This window comes from Novosphingobium sp. 63-713, assembly GCF_001898925.1.
Taxonomy (GTDB): domain Bacteria; phylum Pseudomonadota; class Alphaproteobacteria; order Sphingomonadales; family Sphingomonadaceae; genus Novosphingobium.
In genome coordinates this window covers 69,714-89,354 of the sequence record NZ_MKVS01000053.1, presented here as the reverse complement: position 1 = coordinate 89,354, position 19,641 = coordinate 69,714, and the positions used below count along the sequence as shown (strand labels likewise).

15 protein-coding genes are annotated in these 19,641 nt (G+C 65.7%); 10 read left to right on the top strand and 5 right to left on the bottom strand.

The window, feature by feature from the left end:
- Positions 1-119: 119 nt before the first annotated feature.
- The 7 genes from BGP00_RS24820 (at position 120) to trxA (ending at position 11,605) form a co-directional block, all read left to right on the top strand.
- Positions 120-2,513 carry a PAS domain-containing sensor histidine kinase gene (locus tag BGP00_RS24820; RefSeq protein WP_292692398.1) on the top strand — a complete coding sequence of 798 codons (2,394 nt, stop codon included), beginning with the start codon at positions 120-122 and terminating at the stop codon, positions 2,511-2,513.
- Positions 2,513-2,953: a tRNA (adenosine(37)-N6)-threonylcarbamoyltransferase complex ATPase subunit type 1 TsaE gene (gene tsaE / locus BGP00_RS24815; protein ID WP_168603907.1), complete on the top strand. Its 441-nt coding sequence runs from the start codon at positions 2,513-2,515 to the stop codon at positions 2,951-2,953. The genes BGP00_RS24820 and tsaE overlap by 1 nt, the downstream gene beginning before the upstream one ends.
- The gene (locus BGP00_RS24810) at positions 2,947-3,954 is read left to right on the top strand and encodes a phosphotransferase (protein ID WP_292692401.1); all 1,008 of its coding nucleotides are present in this window, start codon (positions 2,947-2,949) and stop codon (positions 3,952-3,954) included. The genes tsaE and BGP00_RS24810 overlap by 7 nt, the downstream gene beginning before the upstream one ends.
- Entirely contained in the window at positions 3,951-4,673 is a 723-nt protein-coding gene (locus BGP00_RS24805; RefSeq protein WP_292692402.1) for a nucleotidyltransferase family protein, read from the top strand. The genes BGP00_RS24810 and BGP00_RS24805 overlap by 4 nt, the downstream gene beginning before the upstream one ends.
- Positions 4,666-7,719, top strand: a complete 3,054-nt coding sequence (gene addB / locus BGP00_RS24800; RefSeq protein ID WP_292692403.1) for a double-strand break repair protein AddB — start codon at positions 4,666-4,668, stop codon at positions 7,717-7,719. The genes BGP00_RS24805 and addB overlap by 8 nt, the downstream gene beginning before the upstream one ends.
- Complete coding sequence (gene addA, locus BGP00_RS24795) at positions 7,716-11,222, top strand: double-strand break repair helicase AddA (RefSeq protein ID WP_292692405.1); 3,507 nt, start codon at positions 7,716-7,718, stop codon at positions 11,220-11,222. Before addB ends, addA begins: the two co-directional genes overlap by 4 nt.
- 62 nt (positions 11,223-11,284) lie before the next feature.
- Entirely contained in the window at positions 11,285-11,605 is a 321-nt protein-coding gene (gene trxA, locus BGP00_RS24790) for a thioredoxin (RefSeq protein ID WP_168603902.1), read from the top strand.
- Positions 11,606-11,665: 60 nt separating this feature from the next.
- Here the strand turns inward: trxA and BGP00_RS24785 are convergent, their stop codons facing one another.
- The 5 genes from BGP00_RS24785 to BGP00_RS24765 are packed head-to-tail and all read right to left on the bottom strand — an operon-like array spanning position 11,666 to position 15,644.
- Entirely contained in the window at positions 11,666-11,935 is a 270-nt protein-coding gene (locus BGP00_RS24785; RefSeq protein ID WP_168603901.1) for a DUF1294 domain-containing protein, read from the bottom strand.
- Positions 11,932-12,732 carry an inositol monophosphatase family protein gene (locus BGP00_RS24780; RefSeq protein ID WP_292692407.1) on the bottom strand — a complete coding sequence of 267 codons (801 nt, stop codon included), beginning with the start codon at positions 12,730-12,732 and terminating at the stop codon, positions 11,932-11,934. Before BGP00_RS24780 ends, BGP00_RS24785 begins: the two co-directional genes overlap by 4 nt.
- Before the next feature lie 11 nt (positions 12,733-12,743).
- Positions 12,744-13,349, bottom strand: a complete 606-nt coding sequence (locus BGP00_RS24775) for a glutathione S-transferase family protein (protein WP_292692409.1) — start codon at positions 13,347-13,349, stop codon at positions 12,744-12,746.
- 5 nt (positions 13,350-13,354) lie between these two features.
- Entirely contained in the window at positions 13,355-14,581 is a 1,227-nt protein-coding gene (argJ, locus tag BGP00_RS24770) for a bifunctional glutamate N-acetyltransferase/amino-acid acetyltransferase ArgJ (RefSeq protein ID WP_292692410.1), read from the bottom strand.
- Positions 14,582-14,612: 31 nt separating this feature from the next.
- Positions 14,613-15,644, bottom strand: a complete 1,032-nt coding sequence (locus BGP00_RS24765; RefSeq protein ID WP_292692411.1) for an acyltransferase — start codon at positions 15,642-15,644, stop codon at positions 14,613-14,615.
- Positions 15,645-15,779: 135 nt separating this feature from the next.
- Here BGP00_RS24765 and BGP00_RS24760 point away from each other — a divergent pair, with 135 nt between their 5' ends.
- From BGP00_RS24760 to secA, 3 genes are all read left to right on the top strand, one after another.
- Positions 15,780-16,376: an energy transducer TonB gene (locus BGP00_RS24760; protein WP_168603896.1), complete on the top strand. Its 597-nt coding sequence runs from the start codon at positions 15,780-15,782 to the stop codon at positions 16,374-16,376.
- Between the two features lie 47 nt (positions 16,377-16,423).
- A complete protein-coding gene (locus BGP00_RS24755) occupies positions 16,424-16,696 on the top strand; it encodes a hypothetical protein (protein WP_168603895.1) in 273 nt (90 codons plus the stop codon).
- A gap of 94 nt (positions 16,697-16,790) precedes the next feature.
- A complete protein-coding gene (secA, locus tag BGP00_RS24750) occupies positions 16,791-19,478 on the top strand; it encodes a preprotein translocase subunit SecA (RefSeq protein WP_292692414.1) in 2,688 nt (895 codons plus the stop codon).
- Positions 19,479-19,641 lie beyond the last annotated feature (163 nt).

Genomic DNA, 19,641 nt, shown 5'->3' with positions numbered 1-19,641 from the left:
CCACTCCATTAACGGGATTGCAAAGGGACGAGTCCCTTTGCCCGCCGGAGGCACCCCTACGCCCCTTAAATATCATCCCCCCATTGCCATTCCGTCCCCGCCCGCCTAGCTGATAGGCGATGCAATGGACCCCTCTTGCCATGGTTGTCATGGGCTTGCTGCTGGCTGCTTGGGCGGTGGCGGCGGGCTGGGCTGTGCTGTCTTCGCTGGCGCGCGGGCGGGCGGCGGCAGGCGCGGTGCGCCAGGCGCGGCGGCTGGCCCGGATGGTGGAGGAGAGCCCGGCGCAATTGCTGATCGTGCGCAGCGACGGGCGGATCGAGGGTTCGCCCCGGCTGGCCTCGTGGTTGGGCTTTTCGGCCATGCCGCAGTTTTTGAGCGAGCTGGATGATGGCAAGCCCGATCGCGGATTGAGCGCCGAGCAACTGGCGCAACTGACCGAGGCGGTGCTTTCGGCCCAGCGCACCAGCCGTTCGTTCGATCTTGCCATTTCGCCGCGCGGTTCGCGCCGTTCGCTGTCCTTGCGCGGCGGTCTGGCCGATCCGCAGGTGGCGCCTGCCGGATCGGCGCAGGTGTGGGTGTTTGACGCTAGCGAGGCCGAGACGCAGATCGCCCGGATGCGCGCCGAAACGGCACGGTCCAGGAGCGATTTTCTCGCGCTGGTCGGTCTGATCGAGGCGGCGCCGATCCCGATGTGGTTCCGCTCGCCGCAGGGTGAGCTGCGGCTGGTCAACTCGGCTTATGTCCGCGCGGTGGGCGCGGACAATGCCGAGGCGGTGGTCAATGGCGGACTGGAACTGGTCGAGCGGGTCGATGGTCAGACCCCGGCGCAGGTGGCCGCCCGCGCGATGCTGGAAAAGCGCCCCGCCGAGCGCATTGTCGCCGCCACCATCGGCGGCCAGCGCCGCGCGCTGCGCGTGTCCGATCTGCCGCTGGGCGACGAGGGCGTGGCAGGCTATGCCATCGACATTGAGGAGATGGAGGAAATCTCCCGCGCTTTCCGCGCCTTCCGCGAGGCGCAGCGCTCGATGCTCGACCTGTTTTCCTCGGGCGTGGCGCAATTTGATGCCCGCCATCGCCTGACCTTTGCCAATCAGCCGTTTCAGCGCCTGTTCGCGCTCGGCCCCGCCGATATGCATGATGCGCCGTTTGAGCGGCTGCTCGATGCCGCGCGCGAGGCGGGCCGGGTGCCGGAAATGCGCGACTATCGCGCATGGCGCAAGGAGCGCGCCGAATGGTTCGCCGCTTCCGGCGCGCAGGAGGAGGCATGGCCGCTTTCGGATGGCACGCATCTGCGCGTTGTGGCCCAGCCGATGCCCGACGGTGGCCTGCTGATGGTGGTCGAGGATCGCACCGAAACTTTGCGTATTTCGGCCATGCGCGATACGCTTCTGCGCACCCGCACGGCCACGTTCGACAGCCTGTTCGAGGCAGTCGCGGTCTTTGCCCCCGATGGGCGCCTGCAATTGTGGAACCGCCTGTTCGCCAGCGCATGGGGGCTGGAGGCCGAGGTGCTGGACGCCCATCCGCATGTTGACGATGTGATGAAGCGGATCGCCGCGCAACTGGCCCGCCCGGATCAGGCGCAGGCGGTGGGCGACGGCGTGCGGGCGGCCACGCTGGAGCGGCGCCAGACCGGCGGACGTGTGGCGCTGGCTGATGGGCGGGTGCTGGAATATGCGGGCGTGCCGCTGCCCGATGGCAATGGTTTGCTGACCGTGCTGGACATCACCGATTCGCAAAAGGCCGAGGAAGCGCTGCGCGAACGCAACGCCGCCTTGGTCGAGGCGGATCAGCTCAAGACCCGCTTCCTTGCCAATATGTCCTATGAATTCCGCACACCTTTGACCTCGATCGGCGGGTTTGCCGAATTGCTCGAGGCGGGGCTGGGCGGCGAATTGTCGGAATCGGGGCGCGAATATGTGGCCGCGATCCTGACCTCGGTGGCGCGCCTGACCGATCAGATCGAGAATGTCCTCGACCTCTCGCAATCGGAGGCGGGGATGCTGCCGCTGGCGCTCGAACCGGTCGATCTCTTCGCCCTGATGCGCGATCTGGTGCAGGAGCGCGAGGCGGTTGTCACGGAAAAGCACCTTGAACTCGACCTGCGCGGCAGCAGTCTGAATGCGGGCAAGATCGAGGCCGATCCGCGCCGTCTGGGCCGCGCGCTGGCGCATCTGCTCGACAATGCGCTGGACGCCACGCCGCGCGGCGGGCGCATTCTGGTCGAGGTGGGGCGGCATCGTTCGCGCCAAAAGGATGGCAAAAACGGCGATGGAAAACAGCGCGCCCGCGTGGTGATTTCGGACAATGGGCCGGGCATGGACCGCGCCGCGCTGGCCCGCGCCTTTGACGGTTTGCCGATCCAGCCGACCAGCCCGGACGCCAAGGGCGCGGCGCGGCGGCAGGGATTGGGCCTGCCTCTGGCGCGGCAATTGATCGAGGCGCATGGAGGCAGCCTCGAACTGCTGTCCGAACCGGGGCAGGGCACGGCGGCGATTGTGGAGCTGGACTGATGGAAATAATGCTGCCCGATCTGGCCGCGATGGAGCGGTGGGGCATGGCGCTTGCCGCCGCCCTGCGCCCGGGTGATGTGGTTGCCCTGAACGGCGGGCTGGGGGCGGGCAAGACCACGCTGGCCCGCGCGATCATCGCCGGATTGGGCCACGAGGGCGAGGTGCCTTCGCCCAGTTTTGCCATCATCGAGCCCTATGAGGACTTGCGCTTTCCGCTGGTCCATGCCGATTTCTACCGCCTGGCCGATCCGTCCGAGGCCGAGGAGCTGGGGTTGGATGAATATCGCGAGGGCGGGGTGCTGATTGCCGAATGGCCGCAGATGGCGGGTGGCTTTGCCCATGAGCCGGGTTGCCTGTCGATCACGCTCGAAACTGCGGATGAAGGGCGCAGGGCCATTGTCGAACCGGGGGCCGATTGGCTAGGGCGCGTGCCATGCTGAACAACTTGCCCGATGGCCTGACCGAATTTGCCGCCCTTGCCGGTTGGGGCGATGCCGCTGTGGAGCCTTTGCCCGGCGATGCCTCGTTCCGCCGCTATTTCCGCCTGCGCCGCGAAACGGGCGAGGTCGCGATGCTGATGCACGCTCCGCCGCCGCAGGAGGACCCCGCGCCTTTCCTCGCCGTGGCCGGTTGGCTGGGCGATCATGGCCTGCGCGCGCCCGCCATTCTGGCGCAGCAGGCAGAGCGGGGCTGGGTGCTGCTCGAAGATTTCGGCAATGATCGGGTGCGCGACTGGCTGGACAAGCGCCCGCAGGACGAGCGTGCGGTCTATGAAGGCGCGTTGGCCCCGCTGGTGGCTTTGACGCGCCTGCCGGGCGGGCCTTGGGCGCCCTATGACTGGGCGGTTTACCGGCGCGAGGTTCGGCTGCTGACCGAATGGTATACGCCCGCGATGGGGCTTAGCGTCGATGAGGCGGCCTATGATGCGGCGTGGGAGGAGGCTCTCGCCCCGATGATCGCGCGCCAGAATGCATATAATGCCACGGGCGGCGTCACGGTCCTGCGCGATTATCATGCGGAAAACATCATGCTGTTGCCCGGCGGATTGGCGGATCAGGGCCTGCTCGATTTTCAGGACGCGCTGGTGGGCCATCCGGCCTATGATCTGGTCAGCCTGCTGCAGGACGCGCGCCGCGATGTTTCGCCCGCAATCGAGGCCGCAATGATCGAGCATTACCTTGCCGCCACCGGCTTTGACCGAGAGGCTTTCCTTGCCGATTACGCCCTGCTGGGCGCGCAGCGCAACGCCAAGATCGTGGGCATCTTCGTGCGTCTGTGCCGCCGCGACGGCAAACCGCGCTATCTCGACATGATCCCGCGCGTGTGGGCGGCGATGGAGCGCGATCTGGCTCATCCGGCCTTGGCCCCGGTGGTGCGATGGTTTGCAGACAATATCCCGGCCGAAATCCGCGCGGCCCATGGCGGAAGGATCGCAGCATGAAGCCCTTGGTTTCCGACACCGCGATGGTGCTTTCGGCCGGGCTGGGCAAACGGATGCGCCCGCTGACCGCCACGCGGCCCAAGCCGATGGTGCCGGTGGCGGGTAAACCGCTGATCGACCATGCGCTCGATAAGCTGGTCGAGGCGGGCGTGGCCAAGGCCGTGGTCAATGTGCATTACATGGCCGACTATCTTTTGGCCCATATGGGCAAGCGGCAAAAGCCCATCGTCACCATTTCGGACGAACGCGCCATGCTGCTGGAGACCGGCGGCGGGATGGTCAAGGCGCAGGCGACGGGCCTGCTGCCCGATCCCTTCTTTGCGCTCAATTCCGACAATGTCTGGCTCGATGGGCCGGTCGATGTGTTTCATGACCTGTCCTCGGCATGGGACGCGGATCGCATGGACGCGCTGCTGCTGATGGTGCGCCATTCGGACGCCAGCAATTATCGCGGCATGGGCGATTTCTCGCTTGATCCGCTGGGGCGAGTGGCCCGCCGTGCCTCGCGCAAGGTCGCGCCTTTCATCTTCACCGGCATTCAGATCGTCTCGCACCGCCTGCTGCGCGATGCGCCGGAAGGGCCGTTTTCCACCAACATTCTGTGGGATCGCGCGATGGAGGAGGGGCGCCTCTATGGTCTGGTCCATACCGGCAAGTGGTTCGAGGTGGGCACGCCGCAATCCATCGCCCCCACCGAGGAAGCGCTGAACCGTGTCTGATCGGGTCACGGCCCGGCTTCCCAAGGTTTATTCGATTCCAGCGCATCGCGGTTTTGCCGATGCCTTGGTGGCGGGGCTGATCCCGCGCTATGCCGATCCTGATCTGGGGCTGGCGCGGTTGACGCTTTTGTTGCCCAATCAGCGGGCGGCGCGCAATCTGACCGAGGCCTTTGTGCGCGCCGGGACCGATGGGTTTCGCGGCGGGGCGGGTGGCCTGCTGTTGCCGCGCATGGTCATCGTGGGCGATCTCGATCTGGACGAGGCGCTGGGGCCTTTGCTTGATCCTATCGGGGCGTCTGACATTCCCCCCGCCGCCGACCCCACTCGCCGCTGGCTGCGTCTGGCCCAGATTCTGGCGCAGGTCGAAGAGGCCGAAGGCGCGCAGGGCGGGGCGGTGCGCCTGCGCCGCGCGGCCGAGATCGCGCAGAGCATCGACCGTCTGGCCGTCGAGGGCATCGCGCCGGAAGATCTGCTCAAAGAGGACGTGCTGGCCATTATCGGCGAGCAGGCCGAGCATTGGCGTCAGTCGACCCGCGCCTTTCTGACGGTGCAGGCCCATTGGCGCGCCGAACTGGACGCGCGCGGCGAGGTGGATCCGCCCGTGCGCCGCAACCGCCTGTTCGACCGCGCGGCGCAGGTGTGGCGCGACAATCCGCCGCCCCATGCCGTTGTGGCCGCGGGCATCACCAGCGCCTCGCCCTCGCTGGCGCGGTTTTTGCGCGTGGTGGCGCAATTGCCGGGCGGAGCGGTGGTGCTGCCCGATCTCGATCTGTCGATGGACGATGAGGTTTGGGAAGAACTGGGCCATGCGGGCGTGGCGCCCGAATTGGGCGATGCGCCATTCGGGCGCGAGGATGCGCTGACCCATCCGCAATATCATTTGAAACTGCTGCTCAACCGCATGGGCGTGGCGCGGGGAGAATTGGAGCTGTGGCACCGTGCCGGGCCGTCGGCGGCCCCGCCCGAACGCAGCAAGGCGATCTCGAACCTGTTCCTGCCCGCCAAGGCTTCGGCGCGCTGGGTCGATCTGGCTGAGCGGCAAAGGCGTCTGGCCGCCGTTCGTCTGATGGAAAGCGAGCATCCGGGTGAGGAAGCGCAAGCCATCGCCATTCTGATGCGCGAGGCGCTGGAAACGCCGGAAAAGCGTGTGGCGTTGGTCACGCCCGATCGCGGATTGGCGAGCCGGGTGGTCGCCCATCTGCAACGCTGGGGCATCAAGGCGGATGACACGGCGGGCCGCGCCTTGCCCCAGACGGCGGCGGGGCGGCTCCTGCTCCTGCTGGCCGAGGTGGCGGGCGAGGGTGCGCCCCCGGTGCCGCTGATCGCGCTGCTCGGCCATCCGATGGTGGGCGGGACAGAAGGGCGCGCGCTGTGGCTCGATCATGTGCGCGTGCTGGATCTGGCGCTGCGCGGGCCAAGGCCGGATGCGGGGCTGGCGCCTTTGCGCGCGATTATCGAGCGGATGGAGGCCAAACGCGGGCCGGGGCCGCTGACGGCATGGTGGGACGAGGTTGAGGGTATTCTTGGCCCCTTGATGAGCCTGCCCGAGGAAGCGCCTCTGGCCGATCTGCTCGACGCGCTGATCGTGGCGGGCGAGGCTTTGTGCGGCGAGGAATTATGGGCCGAAGCGCCGGGGCGCTGTCTCTCCACCTTTGTCGATGGGCTGCGTCTGGCCGCCTCGGCCGAGGGCACGGTGCTTCAGGTCCGCGATCTGGCCTCGGTGCTGCGTCATGCGATGGACAAGGTGGCCGTGCGCCCGCCATGGGGCGGCCATCCGCGCGTGGCGATCTACGGCCTGCTGGAGGCGCGCATGACGCGCAGCGATCTGGTCATCTGCGGTGGCCTGACCGAGGGGTCTTGGCCGGGCAGCCCTTCGCCCGATCCGCTGCTGCCGCCCGCTGTGCTGCGCCATCTGGGCGTGCCGGGGGCGGAGTTTCGCATCGGCCTGGCCGCGCATGACCTTGCCGGATGCCTTGGCGCGCCTCAGGTGGTGCTGAGCTGGGCGCATCGCGACGAGGGCGGGCCGGTCATCCCCAGCCGCTTCGTCCTGCGCGTTCAGGCCATGCTGGGTGAGAAGCTGGCCAAGGACCATGCCGAGACGCTGGCCGTCACCTATGCCCGCGACATTGACGTGGGCAAGATCGCCGCGCCCCATCCGCGCCCGCAACCCATGCCCAGCGCCGAGCAGCGCAAGGTCGACATTCCCGTCACCGCGCTCGACCGGCTCCGCGCCGATCCCTATCAATTCTATGCGCAGGCGATTCTGCGTTTGAAAGCGCTCGACCCGCTGGACGCCGAGCCCAGCGCGGCATGGCGCGGCACGGCGGTCCATGCGATCTTGGACGCCTGGCACAAGGATGGCGCGCCGCGTGGGCGTCTGGTCGAAACGGCCAACAATGTGCTCGACAGCATGAGCGCGCATCCGCTGGAACGCAGCCTGTGGCGTCCGCGCCTGCTGGCCGCGCTGGAATGGATCGACGAGGAAGTGGCCGATCTGGCCGCGCAGGGCCGCCGCGTGCTGGCCACAGAAATCCGGGGCGAGATGCGCATCGACGGCATCCGCATCCATGGCCGCGCCGACCGCATCGACCGCATGCCCGACGGCAAGCTGGCCGTGGTCGATTACAAGACCGGCGGCCCGCCCAGCGGCAAGATGGTCGAGGCCGGCTTTGCGCTGCAATTGGGCCTGATCGGCATGATCGCGGCCGATGGCGGGTTCAAGGATGTCGATGGCGTGCCCAATGTCTTTGAATATTGGTCGCTTTCCCGGCGCAAGCCCAATCATGCAAAGGGGCCCGGCTTTGGCTGGCGCGACGAGCCGGTGCTGGAAGGGCGCAAGAAATCGGGCATCCCGCGTGAGGAATTCCTGCACCGGACCGAGGAATATCTGACCGACGCCATCGGCCAATGGCTGCTGGGTCAGGCGCCTTTCACCGCGCGGCTGCGGCCCGATATTCCCAGCTATAATGACTATGACCAATTGATGCGGCTGGATGAATGGATCGGCTGGATCGGATCGGATGAAGTGCCGGAGGAAGAGGCATGAGCGAGCCTCAGACATTGCACCCCCTCCATGGCAATCAGGCGCTGGCGGTGCTGCCCGATGAAACGGTCTGGCTCTCGGCCAGCGCGGGGACGGGCAAGACGCAGGTTTTGTCCTCGCGCGTGCTGCGCTTGCTGCTCACGCCCTATGTGCGGCCCGAACAGATCCTGTGCCTGACCTTTACCAAGGCGGGCGCGACAGAAATGGCCGAGCGCATCAACAGCAAGCTGGCCGGATGGGTGCGGGCCGAACCGACGCGGTTGGCCGCCGAACTGGATGCGATCGGCGCGCCTTACACGCCTGATGTGCAGGCGCGGGCGCGCACGCTCTTTGCCTCGGTGCTGGATTGCCCCGGCGGGGGGCTGCGGATCGACACGATCCATGCGTTCTCGCAATGGCTGCTGGCGGCCTTCCCGGAGGAAGCGGGATTGAGCGCGGGCGCGCGGCCGATGGAGGAGCATGAAAAGACCCTGCTGGCGCGGCAGGTGCTGGCGGACCTGTTGCTGGATGCAGAAAAGCGCGGGGATGAGGCGCTGCTGAATGCTTTGGCCTCGCTGTCGCTGCGGATGGGCGGGGATGCGGTTGAGGGCTGGCTGATGCGCTGTGCGGGCGCGCGGGGGCTTTGGTTCGGGCGGGGCGCGTGGCAGGTGCCGGTGGCGCCGCGGGTTAAACAGGCGCTGGGCCTGCCCGCCGATGCGTCCATGGCGCAGGTCGTGGCCATGTGCGAGGACGACGCGTTTGACGTGCGCTCGGTGCGCTGGTTGCTCGAGGTGGTCAAGCAATGGACCGACAAGAAGGGCAACATGACCGCCACGGCTGAGAAAAAGGCCAATGCGATCTGCGACTGGCTGGAGGCCGGAGCGGAGCAGCGGCTGGAGCGGCTGGGCGATCTTTATTCGGCGCTTTTTACGAAGGAGGGCGTGCCTTCCTATCTGAAAAACCTCGACAATATCGCGCCTGATTATGGCGAATATTGCTATCGCGTCGGGCTGAAGATTGATGAGGTCAAGGCGCGGCGGGCGCTGATCGCGCTGGCCGGATGGCTGGCCCCCGCGCTCGAACTGGGCCGGGCCTATGCGCTGGCTTGGGAGGAGGCCAAGGCGCGCGAGGGGTTGATCGACTTCGACGATCAGATCGCCCATGCCGCCGACCTTTTGAGCCGCGCCGATATGGCCGACTGGATCCGCTACAAGCTGGATCGCCGGTTTGACCATATATTGGTGGACGAGGCGCAGGACACCAATGCGCAGCAATGGCGGATCATAGAAGCGCTGACCGAGGAGTTTTTCGCGGGCGAGGGCGCCCATGCCGAGGCGGCGCGCACCCTGTTCGTGGTAGGCGATTTCAAACAGGCAATCTTTGGTTTTCAGGGCACCAGCCCGGAAAATTTCGCCGCCGCGCGCGAAAGGGTCAAGGACCGCATGGGCGGCGCGGCCGACAATGCCGAGGCGATCCGCGGCGGGCCAAAGGCGCATCGCCTGATGGAACTGGGGCTGGAACGGTCTTTCCGCACCGCCGCACCTGTGCTCGATTTCGTCGACCGCGCGATCACCCATCTGGGGGCCGAGGCTTTTGGTTTGGACACCGCGCCCGAGCAGCATCAGGGCGAGGCGCGGCCCGGATTGGTGACGCTGTGGCGCCCGGTGGGCGGGGCCAATGGCGGCGCGGATGAGGATGACGAGAGCGAGGACAGTTGGCTCTCACGCCCCGAGCGCGAAATGGCCGACCGCATCGCGCGGCAGGTCAAGCATTGGCTGTTTTCGCCCGATGGCTTCCCGCTCATTAAGGGGCGCAAGGTGGCGCGCCGGGCGGGGGCGGGCGATATCATGGTGCTGGTGCGCAAGCGGCGCGAACTGGCCGGGCTGATTGTCGCGCGGCTGCATGCGGCGGGTGTGCCGGTGGCGGGGGTGGACCGGCTGCGGCTGGGCGCGCCTTTGGCGGTCAAGGATCTGGTGGCGGCGCTGCGTTTTGCGGCCCAGCCTTTGGATGACCTCAATCTGGCCGCGCTGCTCGTCTCGCCTCTGTTCGGCTGGTCGCAGGATCAATTGCTCGAACATGGCTATCGCGAGGGGCGCCTGTGGCCGCATCTGCGGCGCAGCGATGCCGCGCTGGCCTGCGAGGCGGTGGCGCAATTGAACGAGTTGCTGGCACGGGCCGATTTCGAGCCGGTGCCGGTGCTGATCCACTGGTTGCTGGTGGGGCCGTGGCGCGCGCGTGAAAGGCTGGTGGCGCGGCTGGGGCGCGAGGCGAACGATCCGCTCGATGAATTGATCAACGCCGCCCACGCCTATTCGGCCACGGCCACGCCCAGCCTTGTCGGTTTCCTCGCATGGTTTGACGCGGGCGATGGCGAATTGAAGCGCGAGGCGGGCAAGTCCGATGGTCTTGTGCGGGTGATGACCGTGCATGGGTCCAAGGGTTTGCAGGCGCCGATCGTCATTCTGGCCGATGCCACCGGCGATCCGGCCAGGAGCAAGGGTTCGCCGCTCTCGGTCGAGGACCCCAGCGCGGCGATCACCGGCGACAAGCGCGAGATGCCGCTGCCCAATCTGGGCAAGGAGGAGCGGCAGGGGCCGATTGCCGAGGCCGCCGCCCGCGCCGCCAAGGCCGAGGGCGAGGAACACTGGCGCTTGCTCTATGTCGCCATGACGCGGGCCGAGGAAGCCTTGTTCATCGGCGGCGCTCTGGCCGCCAATGAGAAGGAACCGGCCAAGGGGAGCTGGTATGCCCGCCTTGCCGAAACTTTTGCGCCCGAGGATTGGATCGCCGATCCGCTGTGGGGCGCGGAGGCGCGGTTTGGCGCGCTGGCCGAGGCGCCGCAGTGGCAGGCCGAGACGATGGAACTGGGCATGGAGGCGGGCAAGCCGGGCTGGCTGACCCGCCTCGCGCCAGAGGAAGCGCGCCCGCCGCGCCCGCTGGCTCCATCGGCGCTGGGCGAGGATACGGCGGCCGATCCGCCAACCGCGCTGGGGCCTGCGCGTGCGGCGGCGGCGCGGAGAGGGACGTTGATCCATGCCTTGCTCGAACGCCTGCCCGGCGCGGCCGATCCGATGGGCGCGGCGCTGGCATGGCTGGGCCGACAAGCGCGCGATATGGACGAGGCGGCGCATCGCGAGATGGCGCAGGCCGCCATCGACGTGCTGGCCAACCCCGAATGGGCCGACCTGTTCGGGCCGGACGCTCTGGCCGAAGTGCCGATTGCGGCCACGGTCGGGCCGCAGGTGGTGGCCGGGACCATCGACCGCTTGCTGATCACGCCGGATCTTATCCGCCTGATCGATTTCAAGACCGCGCGGCGCCCGGCCACCGATGCGGGGCAGGTGTCGGTGGCGATCCTGCGGCAGATGGCTGCCTATGTCGCCGCGCTGGAGGTCGCCTATCCGGGGCGGCGGGTCGAGGCGGCGCTGCTCTATACCACCGGGCCGCATCTGATCGCCTTGTCGTCAGACCTGTTGGCCCCGCACAAGGCCAGCTTGCGGCCCAAGCAGGAAAGCTTGACGCCCTAGGGTGGTTGCGCCCGCCCCATCATCGACTATCTTAGACACAACATTTCAGGAGATTTCAGGCCATGGCCACGATCAAGGTTACCGACGCAAGCTTTTCCACCGACGTGCTGGCTTCTGACAAGCCGGTCGTGGTCGATTTCTGGGCCGACTGGTGCGGGCCTTGCAAGATGATCGGCCCGGCTCTGGAAGAGCTGAGCGAAGAACTGGGCGAGGAAGTGACCATCGCCAAGGTCGACATCATGGAAAACACCGAAACCGCCAGCCAGTTCGGCGTCCAGTCGATCCCGTTGCTGCTGGTGTTCAAGGATGGCAAGCCGGTGGCGCAAAAGCTGGGGGCGGCGCCCAAGAGCCAGCTCAAGGCATGGATTCAGGGCGCGCTCTGATCGCCTGAGCCATCCGGCAAAGCAACAGGGGGCGTCGGCAACGGCGCCCCCTTTGCCGTTTCAGGATCGCGCCAGCCACACGATCAGGCCGATCTGAGCCGCCGCGATCAACCACAAATAGGCCGAAAACGGCTGCTTGCGGGTTTTGTGGCGAAACCATTGCCGGGCGACCAGCGCGCCGGGCGTGCCGCCTATCGCGGCCATCATCAGCAGGCTGGATTCCGGGATGCGGCGGTGCCCCTCGCGGGCATAGCGCTTGTCCTGCCAAAACAGGTGGACCGTGCGCGCATTGACCAGCACCAGCGCGAGGGGGACGTAGCCGGAGATCAAATTTCCGCCATCCGCGCGGCCAGTTCGTCCCACAGCGCCGGGGAAGACGCGCCGATCAGGCCCCGGCGATCCTCGTCCACGCGATAAGGCGTGCCGTCAAACCGCGCCGCCTTGCCGCCCGCTTCGTTCAGGAACAAGACGCCCGCCGCATGGTCCCATGCCAGCGTGCGTTCAAACAGCGACACATCATTCACGCCCGTGGCCAGACGCGGATATTGCTCGGCGGCGCAGCGGGGGATGTCGACCAGATGGTAATGCGGCGCGATATGGTCCATCAGCGCGGCGCGGCGCACAGGGTCGGCAAAGACGACCGAGATCGCCGCAATCGCCGGGTTCTGGCCCGTCGGCCGGGCCGTCAGGCGCTCGCCGTTGAGATAGGCCCCTTCGCCGATCCGCGCATGGCAGAACCGGCCCGAAAGCACATCATAGATCCAGCCGCCAATCGTCTCGCCCCCCTGCGCCAGCGCGACAAGGATGCCGAAAGGCGCGCGGCCATGGGCAAAATTGTTGGTGCCATCCAGCGGGTCGATGATCCAGCACAGGTCCGAGCCCAGCCGCCCCATGATCGAGGGATCGGCAAAGGCCGCCTCCTCGCCCACAATTGCCGCCTCGGGCAGGATGCGCGCGAGGCCTTCGGCCAGAATCGCCTCGCTCTTCTTGTCGGCAATCGTCACCAGATCGTCGGCGGCTTTCTCGATGATGTCGGCGGCGGCCAGATGCTGATAACGCGGACGGATGGCGCGAGCCGCCGCATCGGCCATCACATCATGGACGGCTTCGCTCAAAGTATCGGTCATGCTCGCGCCTTTCAGGTGAGGGGGATGGCGACATATTGGAAGCCGGGGCGGGCGCTGACCGCGTCAAACCAGCGGCGAATGTGGGGCACATCTTCGCGCGCAAAGCCCAGCTTGAACCAGGTGTAAGTATAGGCGCCCATCGGAATATCGGCGATGCCAAACGCATCGCCGGTCAGGAAGGGCTGCTTGGCCAGCGTCTCTTCCATGATCCGCATCAGCTTGTTAGTCTCGGCAATGGTGCGCTCGATCTTGGCCGCATCGCGATCCGCCTCGGCCACGCGCACCATCTGCAGGAAGCCGTCGCGCTGCGCATCGGCAAAGGTGAATTGCCAGTCCATCCACTTGTCCGCCAAAGCCCGCGCGCGCAGCCCCTGCGGCCACAGATGCGGCGCATAGGCATCGGCCAGATAGCGCAGGATGGCGTTCGATTCCCACAGCGAGAAATCATCCTCGACCAGCGTAGGCACCAGCCGGTTGGGGTTCATGGCCAGATATTCAGGGCTATAGCCAAACGAGCCGCCGATATCATGGCGCACCCATTCCTGCCCGGTCTCGCAGGCGGCCCAGACGACCTTTTTGACATTATGCGAATTGAGGCGCCCCCAGATCGTGAGCATGGGCGTCAGCTCCGGTAATCGGCGTTGATCGAGATATAGCCATGCGTCAGGTCACAGGTCCACACCGTCGCGCGGCCATCGCCAAGGCCGATATCGACCTCGATGCTGATCTCCTGACCCTTGAGATGCGCGGCCACCGGGGCTTCGTCGTAATCGGGCAAGGGCTGGCCGTCCTTGGCCTGCCACACGCCGCCAAAGCCGATGGAGAGCTTGTCGCGGTCGGCCGGTTCCCCGGCCTTGCCCACGGCCATGACGATGCGGCCCCAATTGGCGTCCTCGCCCGCGATGGCGGTTTTGACCAGCGGCGAATTGGCGATCGCCATGCCGATCTTGCGGGCGCTCTCATCCGACACCGCGCCGGTGACCGAGACGGCGATGAACTTCTGCGCGCCCTCGCCATCCTTGACCACCAGATGCGCCAATTGGCGGCACACATCGCTCAGCGCGGCGGCAAAGGCATCGGCGCCCTCACAGCCCTCGCAATTGATGATCGTGTTGCCCGCCCGGCCCGTGGCAAAGGCCAGCACCGTGTCGCTGGTGGACGTGTCGCTGTCGACGGTGATGCAGTTGAAGGTCTCGTTCGCAGCCTTGGTCAGCAGTTCCTGAAGAAAGACCGGATTGATCGCCGCATCAGTGAAAATATAGCCCAGCATCGTCGCCATATCGGGCGCGATCATGCCCGACCCCTTGATGATGGCGGAAAACGTCACGGTCTTGCCGCCGATGATGGCGGTGGCGGTGGCGCCCTTGGCAAAAGTGTCGGTGGTGCCGATCGTGTTGGCGGCATCCTCCCATGTGCAGGGCGCGGCGGTCAGGGCATTGTTGACGCCTTCCTTGGCCTTGTCCTTGGGCAGGGGCACGCCGATCACGCCGGTCGAGGAGACGAACACCTGTTCGCGCGCACAGCCCAGATGGGTCGCGACCTGATCCATGATCTGTTCGACCGCCTCGCGCCCGCGATAGCCGGTGAAGGCATTGGAATTGCCCGCATTGACGATCAACGCCCGCGCGCGGCCCTGCTTCACATTGGCGCGGCCCAGTTCGACCTCGGACGAGCAGCAGATGTTGCGCGTGAAGACGCCCGCAACGGCGGTGTTTTCGTCCAGCTCGACATAGGTCAGATCGCAGCGGTCCCATTCCTTGTATCGCGCGCGGGCAACGCGGGGCGTTGCGCCGGCAATCGCGGGCAGGGCGGGGAAGGGCGTGGCGAGCGGAGAGATGGCGTGTGACATGCCAGCGGGTTAGCGCCTGATGCCCGCCACTTCAACCTTTCCGGCGCACGGGAATCCCATGGGCCAACGGGCTGATCGCCAGCAGCGCGGCCAGCCCCAGCACAACAGCCACCGTCAGCGGGCGTATCCACCCTGCCTGCGCCCCATGGCTATGCGCCAGCGATGCGCCCCAGATCAGCACCGGTCCATGGATCGCATAGGCCGGATAGGACAATCGCCCCAGCCCGTCGGCGATTTTCAGCGCGCCGCCGCCCAGCACCACATGCGCCGCGCACCACAGCGCCGGAGGAAAGACCACAAACACCGCGAGCAGATCGCCCCAAACCACGCCCAGCGGCCACCAGGGCAGGCTGAACAAGGCCAGCGGCAGCAGCAGGGCGCCCGCCCATGCCGCGATCCGTGCGACCGGCGCCCGGCCTGCGGCAAATTGCCGCCCCAGCCAGACACCCAGCCCATAGCCGAAACCGACCCGCGCAAAGCCGCCCCACCAGTTGCGCCCCGTATCGCCCAGCCCCACCGATCCCCACACATAGGCGCACCACGCCAGCACCCCCGCGCAGGCCAGCACGAAAACCAGCAGCAGCCGATTGTTCAACCGCGCCAGCACCAGCGCATGCACCGCATTTGCCAGCAATTCATAGGCCAGCGACCATTGCGGGCCGTTGATCTGAAAGATCCCGCCCGGCCCCCGTACAAGCGGCACCAGCATCAGCCCCGAGAGTGTCAGCAGCCACAATTGCCCGGTGGCCCCGAACCAGAGCCGCCACCCGGCCCCGATCAGCACGCCCACCGCCAGCACCGGCCACAGCCGGGCCACGCGCCGGATCATGAAGTCGGCGGCATTCAATCCGCTCCGCAATTTGGGCTCAAAGGCCAGCGTCAGCACGAAGCCCGAAAGCATGAAAAAGAAATCCACCGCCAGGTAGGCGCGGGAAAACAGACCTGGCCCGCCGTAAAGCGGGGCTTCATGATGCAGCACCACCCCCAGCGCCGCCACTCCGCGAAGGGTATCGAGCAGGGGCAGGCGGCCGGATGGCGCGGCGGAACAGGCGATTTGGGACATGGCGCGCGGACTTGGCCCAGAATGGGCGGTCAGACAAGCTCGGCCTTGTACGTGGTGGGCGCAGGATCTAGTCTTGATCGCGCTTAGGGAGATAGGGTTATGCTGGCTTTGGGTTTGATTCTCTTGCAACAAGCCGTGGCCACGCCGCCGGTGGTGACGGCTCCGCCCGCGCCGCTCTTGCCCCCGCCGCAGAGCGCCGTTGAAACCCTGCCGCGCGGGCCAAGGCCCCGGAACGGTCCGGCGGGATGGATCCAGCCGGGCGATTATCCGGCCCTTGCGGTCAAGAACGGCGAATCGGGCACGGCGGGTTTCACGCTGACCATCGATGCCAAGGGCAAGGTGACCAGTTGCGTGATCATGGCGACCAGCGGGTCGGCGGCGCTGGACCGGGCGACCTGCGATCTGTTAAGCGCGCGCGCCGCCTTCGATCCGGCGCTGGACGGCGCGGGCAAGCCGGTGGCGAGCCGCTACAGCAACCGGACGCGCTGGATTCTGCCTCCGCCCGCGACCCTGCCCCAGCCGGGAGAACTGATCTTTCACTATGTGGTCGAAACCGACGGGCGCCAGACCGAATGCCGCGTCGAAAAGGCGACAGGCGCGATGGAGGCCCGGTTCAAGCAGATCGGAGAGGGCTGTCCGGCGGTCCGCTTTCGCGAACCCTTCAAGGATGCGCAGGGCAATCCGGTGCGCCGCCATGTGACCTTGCGGCAATCGCTGGTGGTCGAACCATAAAGCATACGCCCTAGACGCCGGCGATAGTCCTGCCTATATCCTGCGCCATGCTTCGGCTGCTGCTATCTTTTCTGGCCTTGGTGTCCGGTCTTGCCGCGATGGCTCCGGAAACGGATGCGCGCGCTTTTGCCGCGCGTCCGGCCATTGCGGCCACGATGCAGGGCGCTGGCGCGGCGCGGGTTTCGGCCCATGTCGTGGCCCATGCGCGCGAGGTTACGCGGCCTGCGCAGCCCCGGCTGATCGAGGCGGCGCGCGCGCCCTTGCGCATGGCCTATTCTGCGCCTGCGGTGCGGATGCGGGTGGATCGCGCCCGCGAATAAGGCGCCTCTGCGCTTTTCCTCATGTCCTTTTCCATGGGCGCGCGCCGCATGTGCCGGTGCCCCCATGCCCCTATCTGTCTTCAGGAATTTTCCCATGTTTTCCAAGCTTGCCAAGTCGATCTTCGGCTCGTCGAACGATCGTTACGTCAAATCGCTCGACAAAATGGTGCGCCAGATCGGTGCTTATGAGGCCCAACTGGCCGAAATGAGCGATGAGGAATTGCGCGGCATGACCGCCAAGTTCCGCGAGGAAATCGCGAACGGGCGCACGCTGGACGACATCCTGCCCGAAGCCTTTGCGGTGGTGCGCGAAGCGTCCAAGCGCTGCATGGGGATGCGCCATTTCGATGTGCAGATGATCGGCGGCATCGTGCTGCACCGGGGCGAAATTGCCGAAATGCGCACGGGTGAGGGTAAGACGCTGGTGGCGACACTGGCGGTTTATCTGAACGCGCTGGAAGGCAAGGGCGTGCATGTCGTTACGGTCAATGACTATCTGGCCCGGCGCGACGCGGAAACCATGGGCGTGCTGTATAATTTCCTCGGCCTGACGGTGGGCGTGATCGTGCCCAACCTCAACGAATATGAGCGGCGCGAGGCGTATAATTGCGACATTACCTATGCCACCAACAATGAGCTGGGTTTTGACTATCTGCGCGACAATATGAAGCATGATCGCGATCAGATGGTCCACCGCCCGTTCAATTACGCAATCGTTGACGAAGTCGACTCGATCCTGATCGACGAGGCGCGCACGCCCTTGATCATTTCCGGCCCTACTGACGACAAGAGCGACCTCTACGTCTCGGTCGATGCGGTGGTGCGCCAGTTGATTGCCGACGACACGACCTATGAGGCCGATGAAAAGTCCAAGAATGTCACGCTGACCGAGGATGGCGTGGAAAAGGCCGAGCGCCTACTCGAAGGGGCCGGGCTGCTCGAAGGCAGCAACCTGTATGCCATTGAAAACACGCAGGTTGTTCATCACCTCGATCAGGCGCTCAAGGCCAATGTCATGTTCAAGCGTGACATTGATTACATCGTCAAGGACGGCAAGGTCGTCATCATCGACGAGTTTACCGGGCGCATGATGGATGGCCGCCGCTGGTCCAACGGGCTGCATCAGGCGGTTGAGGCCAAGGAAGGCGTCAAGATCGAGCCGGAAAACCAGACGATGGCCTCGATCACCTTCCAGAACTATTTCCGCATGTATCCCAAGCTTTGCGGCATGACCGGCACGGCGGCGACGGAAGCAGCCGAATTCTTCGACATCTACAAGATGAACGTGGTGACCATCCCCACCAACGTTCCGGTGCAGCGCATCGACGAGGAAGATGAGTTCTACAAGAACACGCTCGATAAATTCGCCGCGATTGCCAAGCTGATCCGTGAGAAGAACGAGATCGGGCAGCCGGTGCTGGTCGGCACGGTCTCGATTGAAAAGTCAGAACTGCTCAGCGAATTCCTGACCAAGGAAGGGGTGAAGCACAATGTGCTCAATGCCCGTTTCCACGAGATGGAAGCCCATATCGTCGCGCAGGCGGGCCGCCTTGGCGCCGTGACCATCGCCACCAACATGGCCGGGCGCGGCACCGACATCAAGCTGGGCGGCAATCTGGAATTCCGCATCGAGGATGAATTGCGCGACACGCCCGAGGGGCCGGAGCGCGACGCCATCATCGCCGGTTTCAAGGCCGAGATCGACGCCGAGAAGGAAAAGGTGCTGGCGGCCGGCGGGCTTTGCGTGATCGGCACCGAGCGCCACGAAAGCCGCCGCATCGACAACCAGCTGCGCGGCCGTTCGGGCCGTCAGGGCGACCCCGGCCTGTCGAAATTCTACCTCTGCCTTGAGGATGATCTGCTGCGCATCTTTGGCCCGGACACGATGTTCTCCAAGCTGATGAACAGCAATCTGGCCGATGGCGAGGCGATCGGTTCGCGCTGGCTGTCCAAGGCCATCGAGACGGCGCAGAAGAAGGTGGAAGCGCGCAATTATGACGTGCGCAAACAGGTCGTCGAATATGATGACGTGATGAACGACCAGCGCAAGGTCATCTATGAACAGCGCGCCGACATCATGGATGCGCAGGCCATGGATGAAGTGGTCCATGACATGCGCCATGACACGGTCAACGCGCTGGTCGGCACGGCCTGCCCTCCGGGGTCTTACCCGGAAGTGTGGGATATCGAGGGCCTGACCAATGCCGCGCGCTTTACGCTGGGCATCGAGGCGCCGATTGCCGACTGGGTGGCCGCGCAGGACGGGATCGAGCCGGAGACCATCGAGGAACGTCTGGCCGAAATGGCCGACGCGCATATGGCCGACAAGATCGCCCGCAACGATCCGGAAATCTGGCGTCAGGTGGAAAAGAGCGTGCTGCTCGAACGGCTTGACCATCACTGGAAGGAGCATCTGGCCACGCTCGACGCGCTGCGTCAGGTGGTGTTCCTGCGCGCCTATGCGCAAAAGACGCCGATCAATGAATATAAGCAGGAGGCTTTCGGTCTGTTCGAGCGGATGATCGAACAGATTCGCGAGGATGTGACGCGCATCCTTTCCACCGCTGAGTTGCAATTCTCGCAACCTGAACCGGCCGCGCTGCCCGAACTGCCTGATTTCCTGACCACGCATATCGATCCGTTCACCGGCCAGAATGATGCGGTTCCGGCCGCTCTGCCCGATTTCGATCCGTCGCAGATCGATCCGGCCTATTCGCGCAATGCGCCTTGCCCCTGCGGGTCGGGCCAGAAATACAAGCATTGTCATGGGGCTGTGGTCTGAAACAGCGGGGCGGGCGTGAAGCGCCCGCCCGGTTTGATGGCCGCCGTGCAAAGGAGTGTATGCTTTGCGAATTAACCAATTCGCAGGTATTGGCTCAGGCTAAACCGCCAATTTTCGTACTTATTGGCGATTACTGACGGCATGTTCATAACCGCTTTACCAT

Excerpts from the sequence above, each read along its gene's own strand:
- BGP00_RS24820 (WP_292692398.1), top strand. The coding sequence starts at position 120 with ATGCAATGGACCCCTCTTGCCATGGTTGTCATGGGCTTGCTGCTGGCT.
- tsaE (WP_168603907.1), top strand. The coding sequence starts at position 2,513 with ATGGAAATAATGCTGCCCGATCTGGCCGCGATGGAGCGGTGGGGCATG.
- BGP00_RS24810 (WP_292692401.1), top strand. The coding sequence starts at position 2,947 with ATGCTGAACAACTTGCCCGATGGCCTGACCGAATTTGCCGCCCTTGCC.
- BGP00_RS24805 (WP_292692402.1), top strand. The coding sequence starts at position 3,951 with ATGAAGCCCTTGGTTTCCGACACCGCGATGGTGCTTTCGGCCGGGCTG.
- addA (WP_292692405.1), top strand. The coding sequence starts at position 7,716 with ATGAGCGAGCCTCAGACATTGCACCCCCTCCATGGCAATCAGGCGCTG.
- trxA (WP_168603902.1), top strand. The coding sequence starts at position 11,285 with ATGGCCACGATCAAGGTTACCGACGCAAGCTTTTCCACCGACGTGCTG.
- BGP00_RS24780 (WP_292692407.1), bottom strand. The coding sequence starts at position 12,732 with ATGACCGATACTTTGAGCGAAGCCGTCCATGATGTGATGGCCGATGCG.
- BGP00_RS24775 (WP_292692409.1), bottom strand. The coding sequence starts at position 13,349 with ATGCTCACGATCTGGGGGCGCCTCAATTCGCATAATGTCAAAAAGGTC.
- argJ (WP_292692410.1), bottom strand. The coding sequence starts at position 14,581 with ATGTCACACGCCATCTCTCCGCTCGCCACGCCCTTCCCCGCCCTGCCC.
- BGP00_RS24765 (WP_292692411.1), bottom strand. The coding sequence starts at position 15,644 with ATGTCCCAAATCGCCTGTTCCGCCGCGCCATCCGGCCGCCTGCCCCTG.
- BGP00_RS24755 (WP_168603895.1), top strand. The coding sequence starts at position 16,424 with ATGCTTCGGCTGCTGCTATCTTTTCTGGCCTTGGTGTCCGGTCTTGCC.
- secA (WP_292692414.1), top strand. The coding sequence starts at position 16,791 with ATGTTTTCCAAGCTTGCCAAGTCGATCTTCGGCTCGTCGAACGATCGT.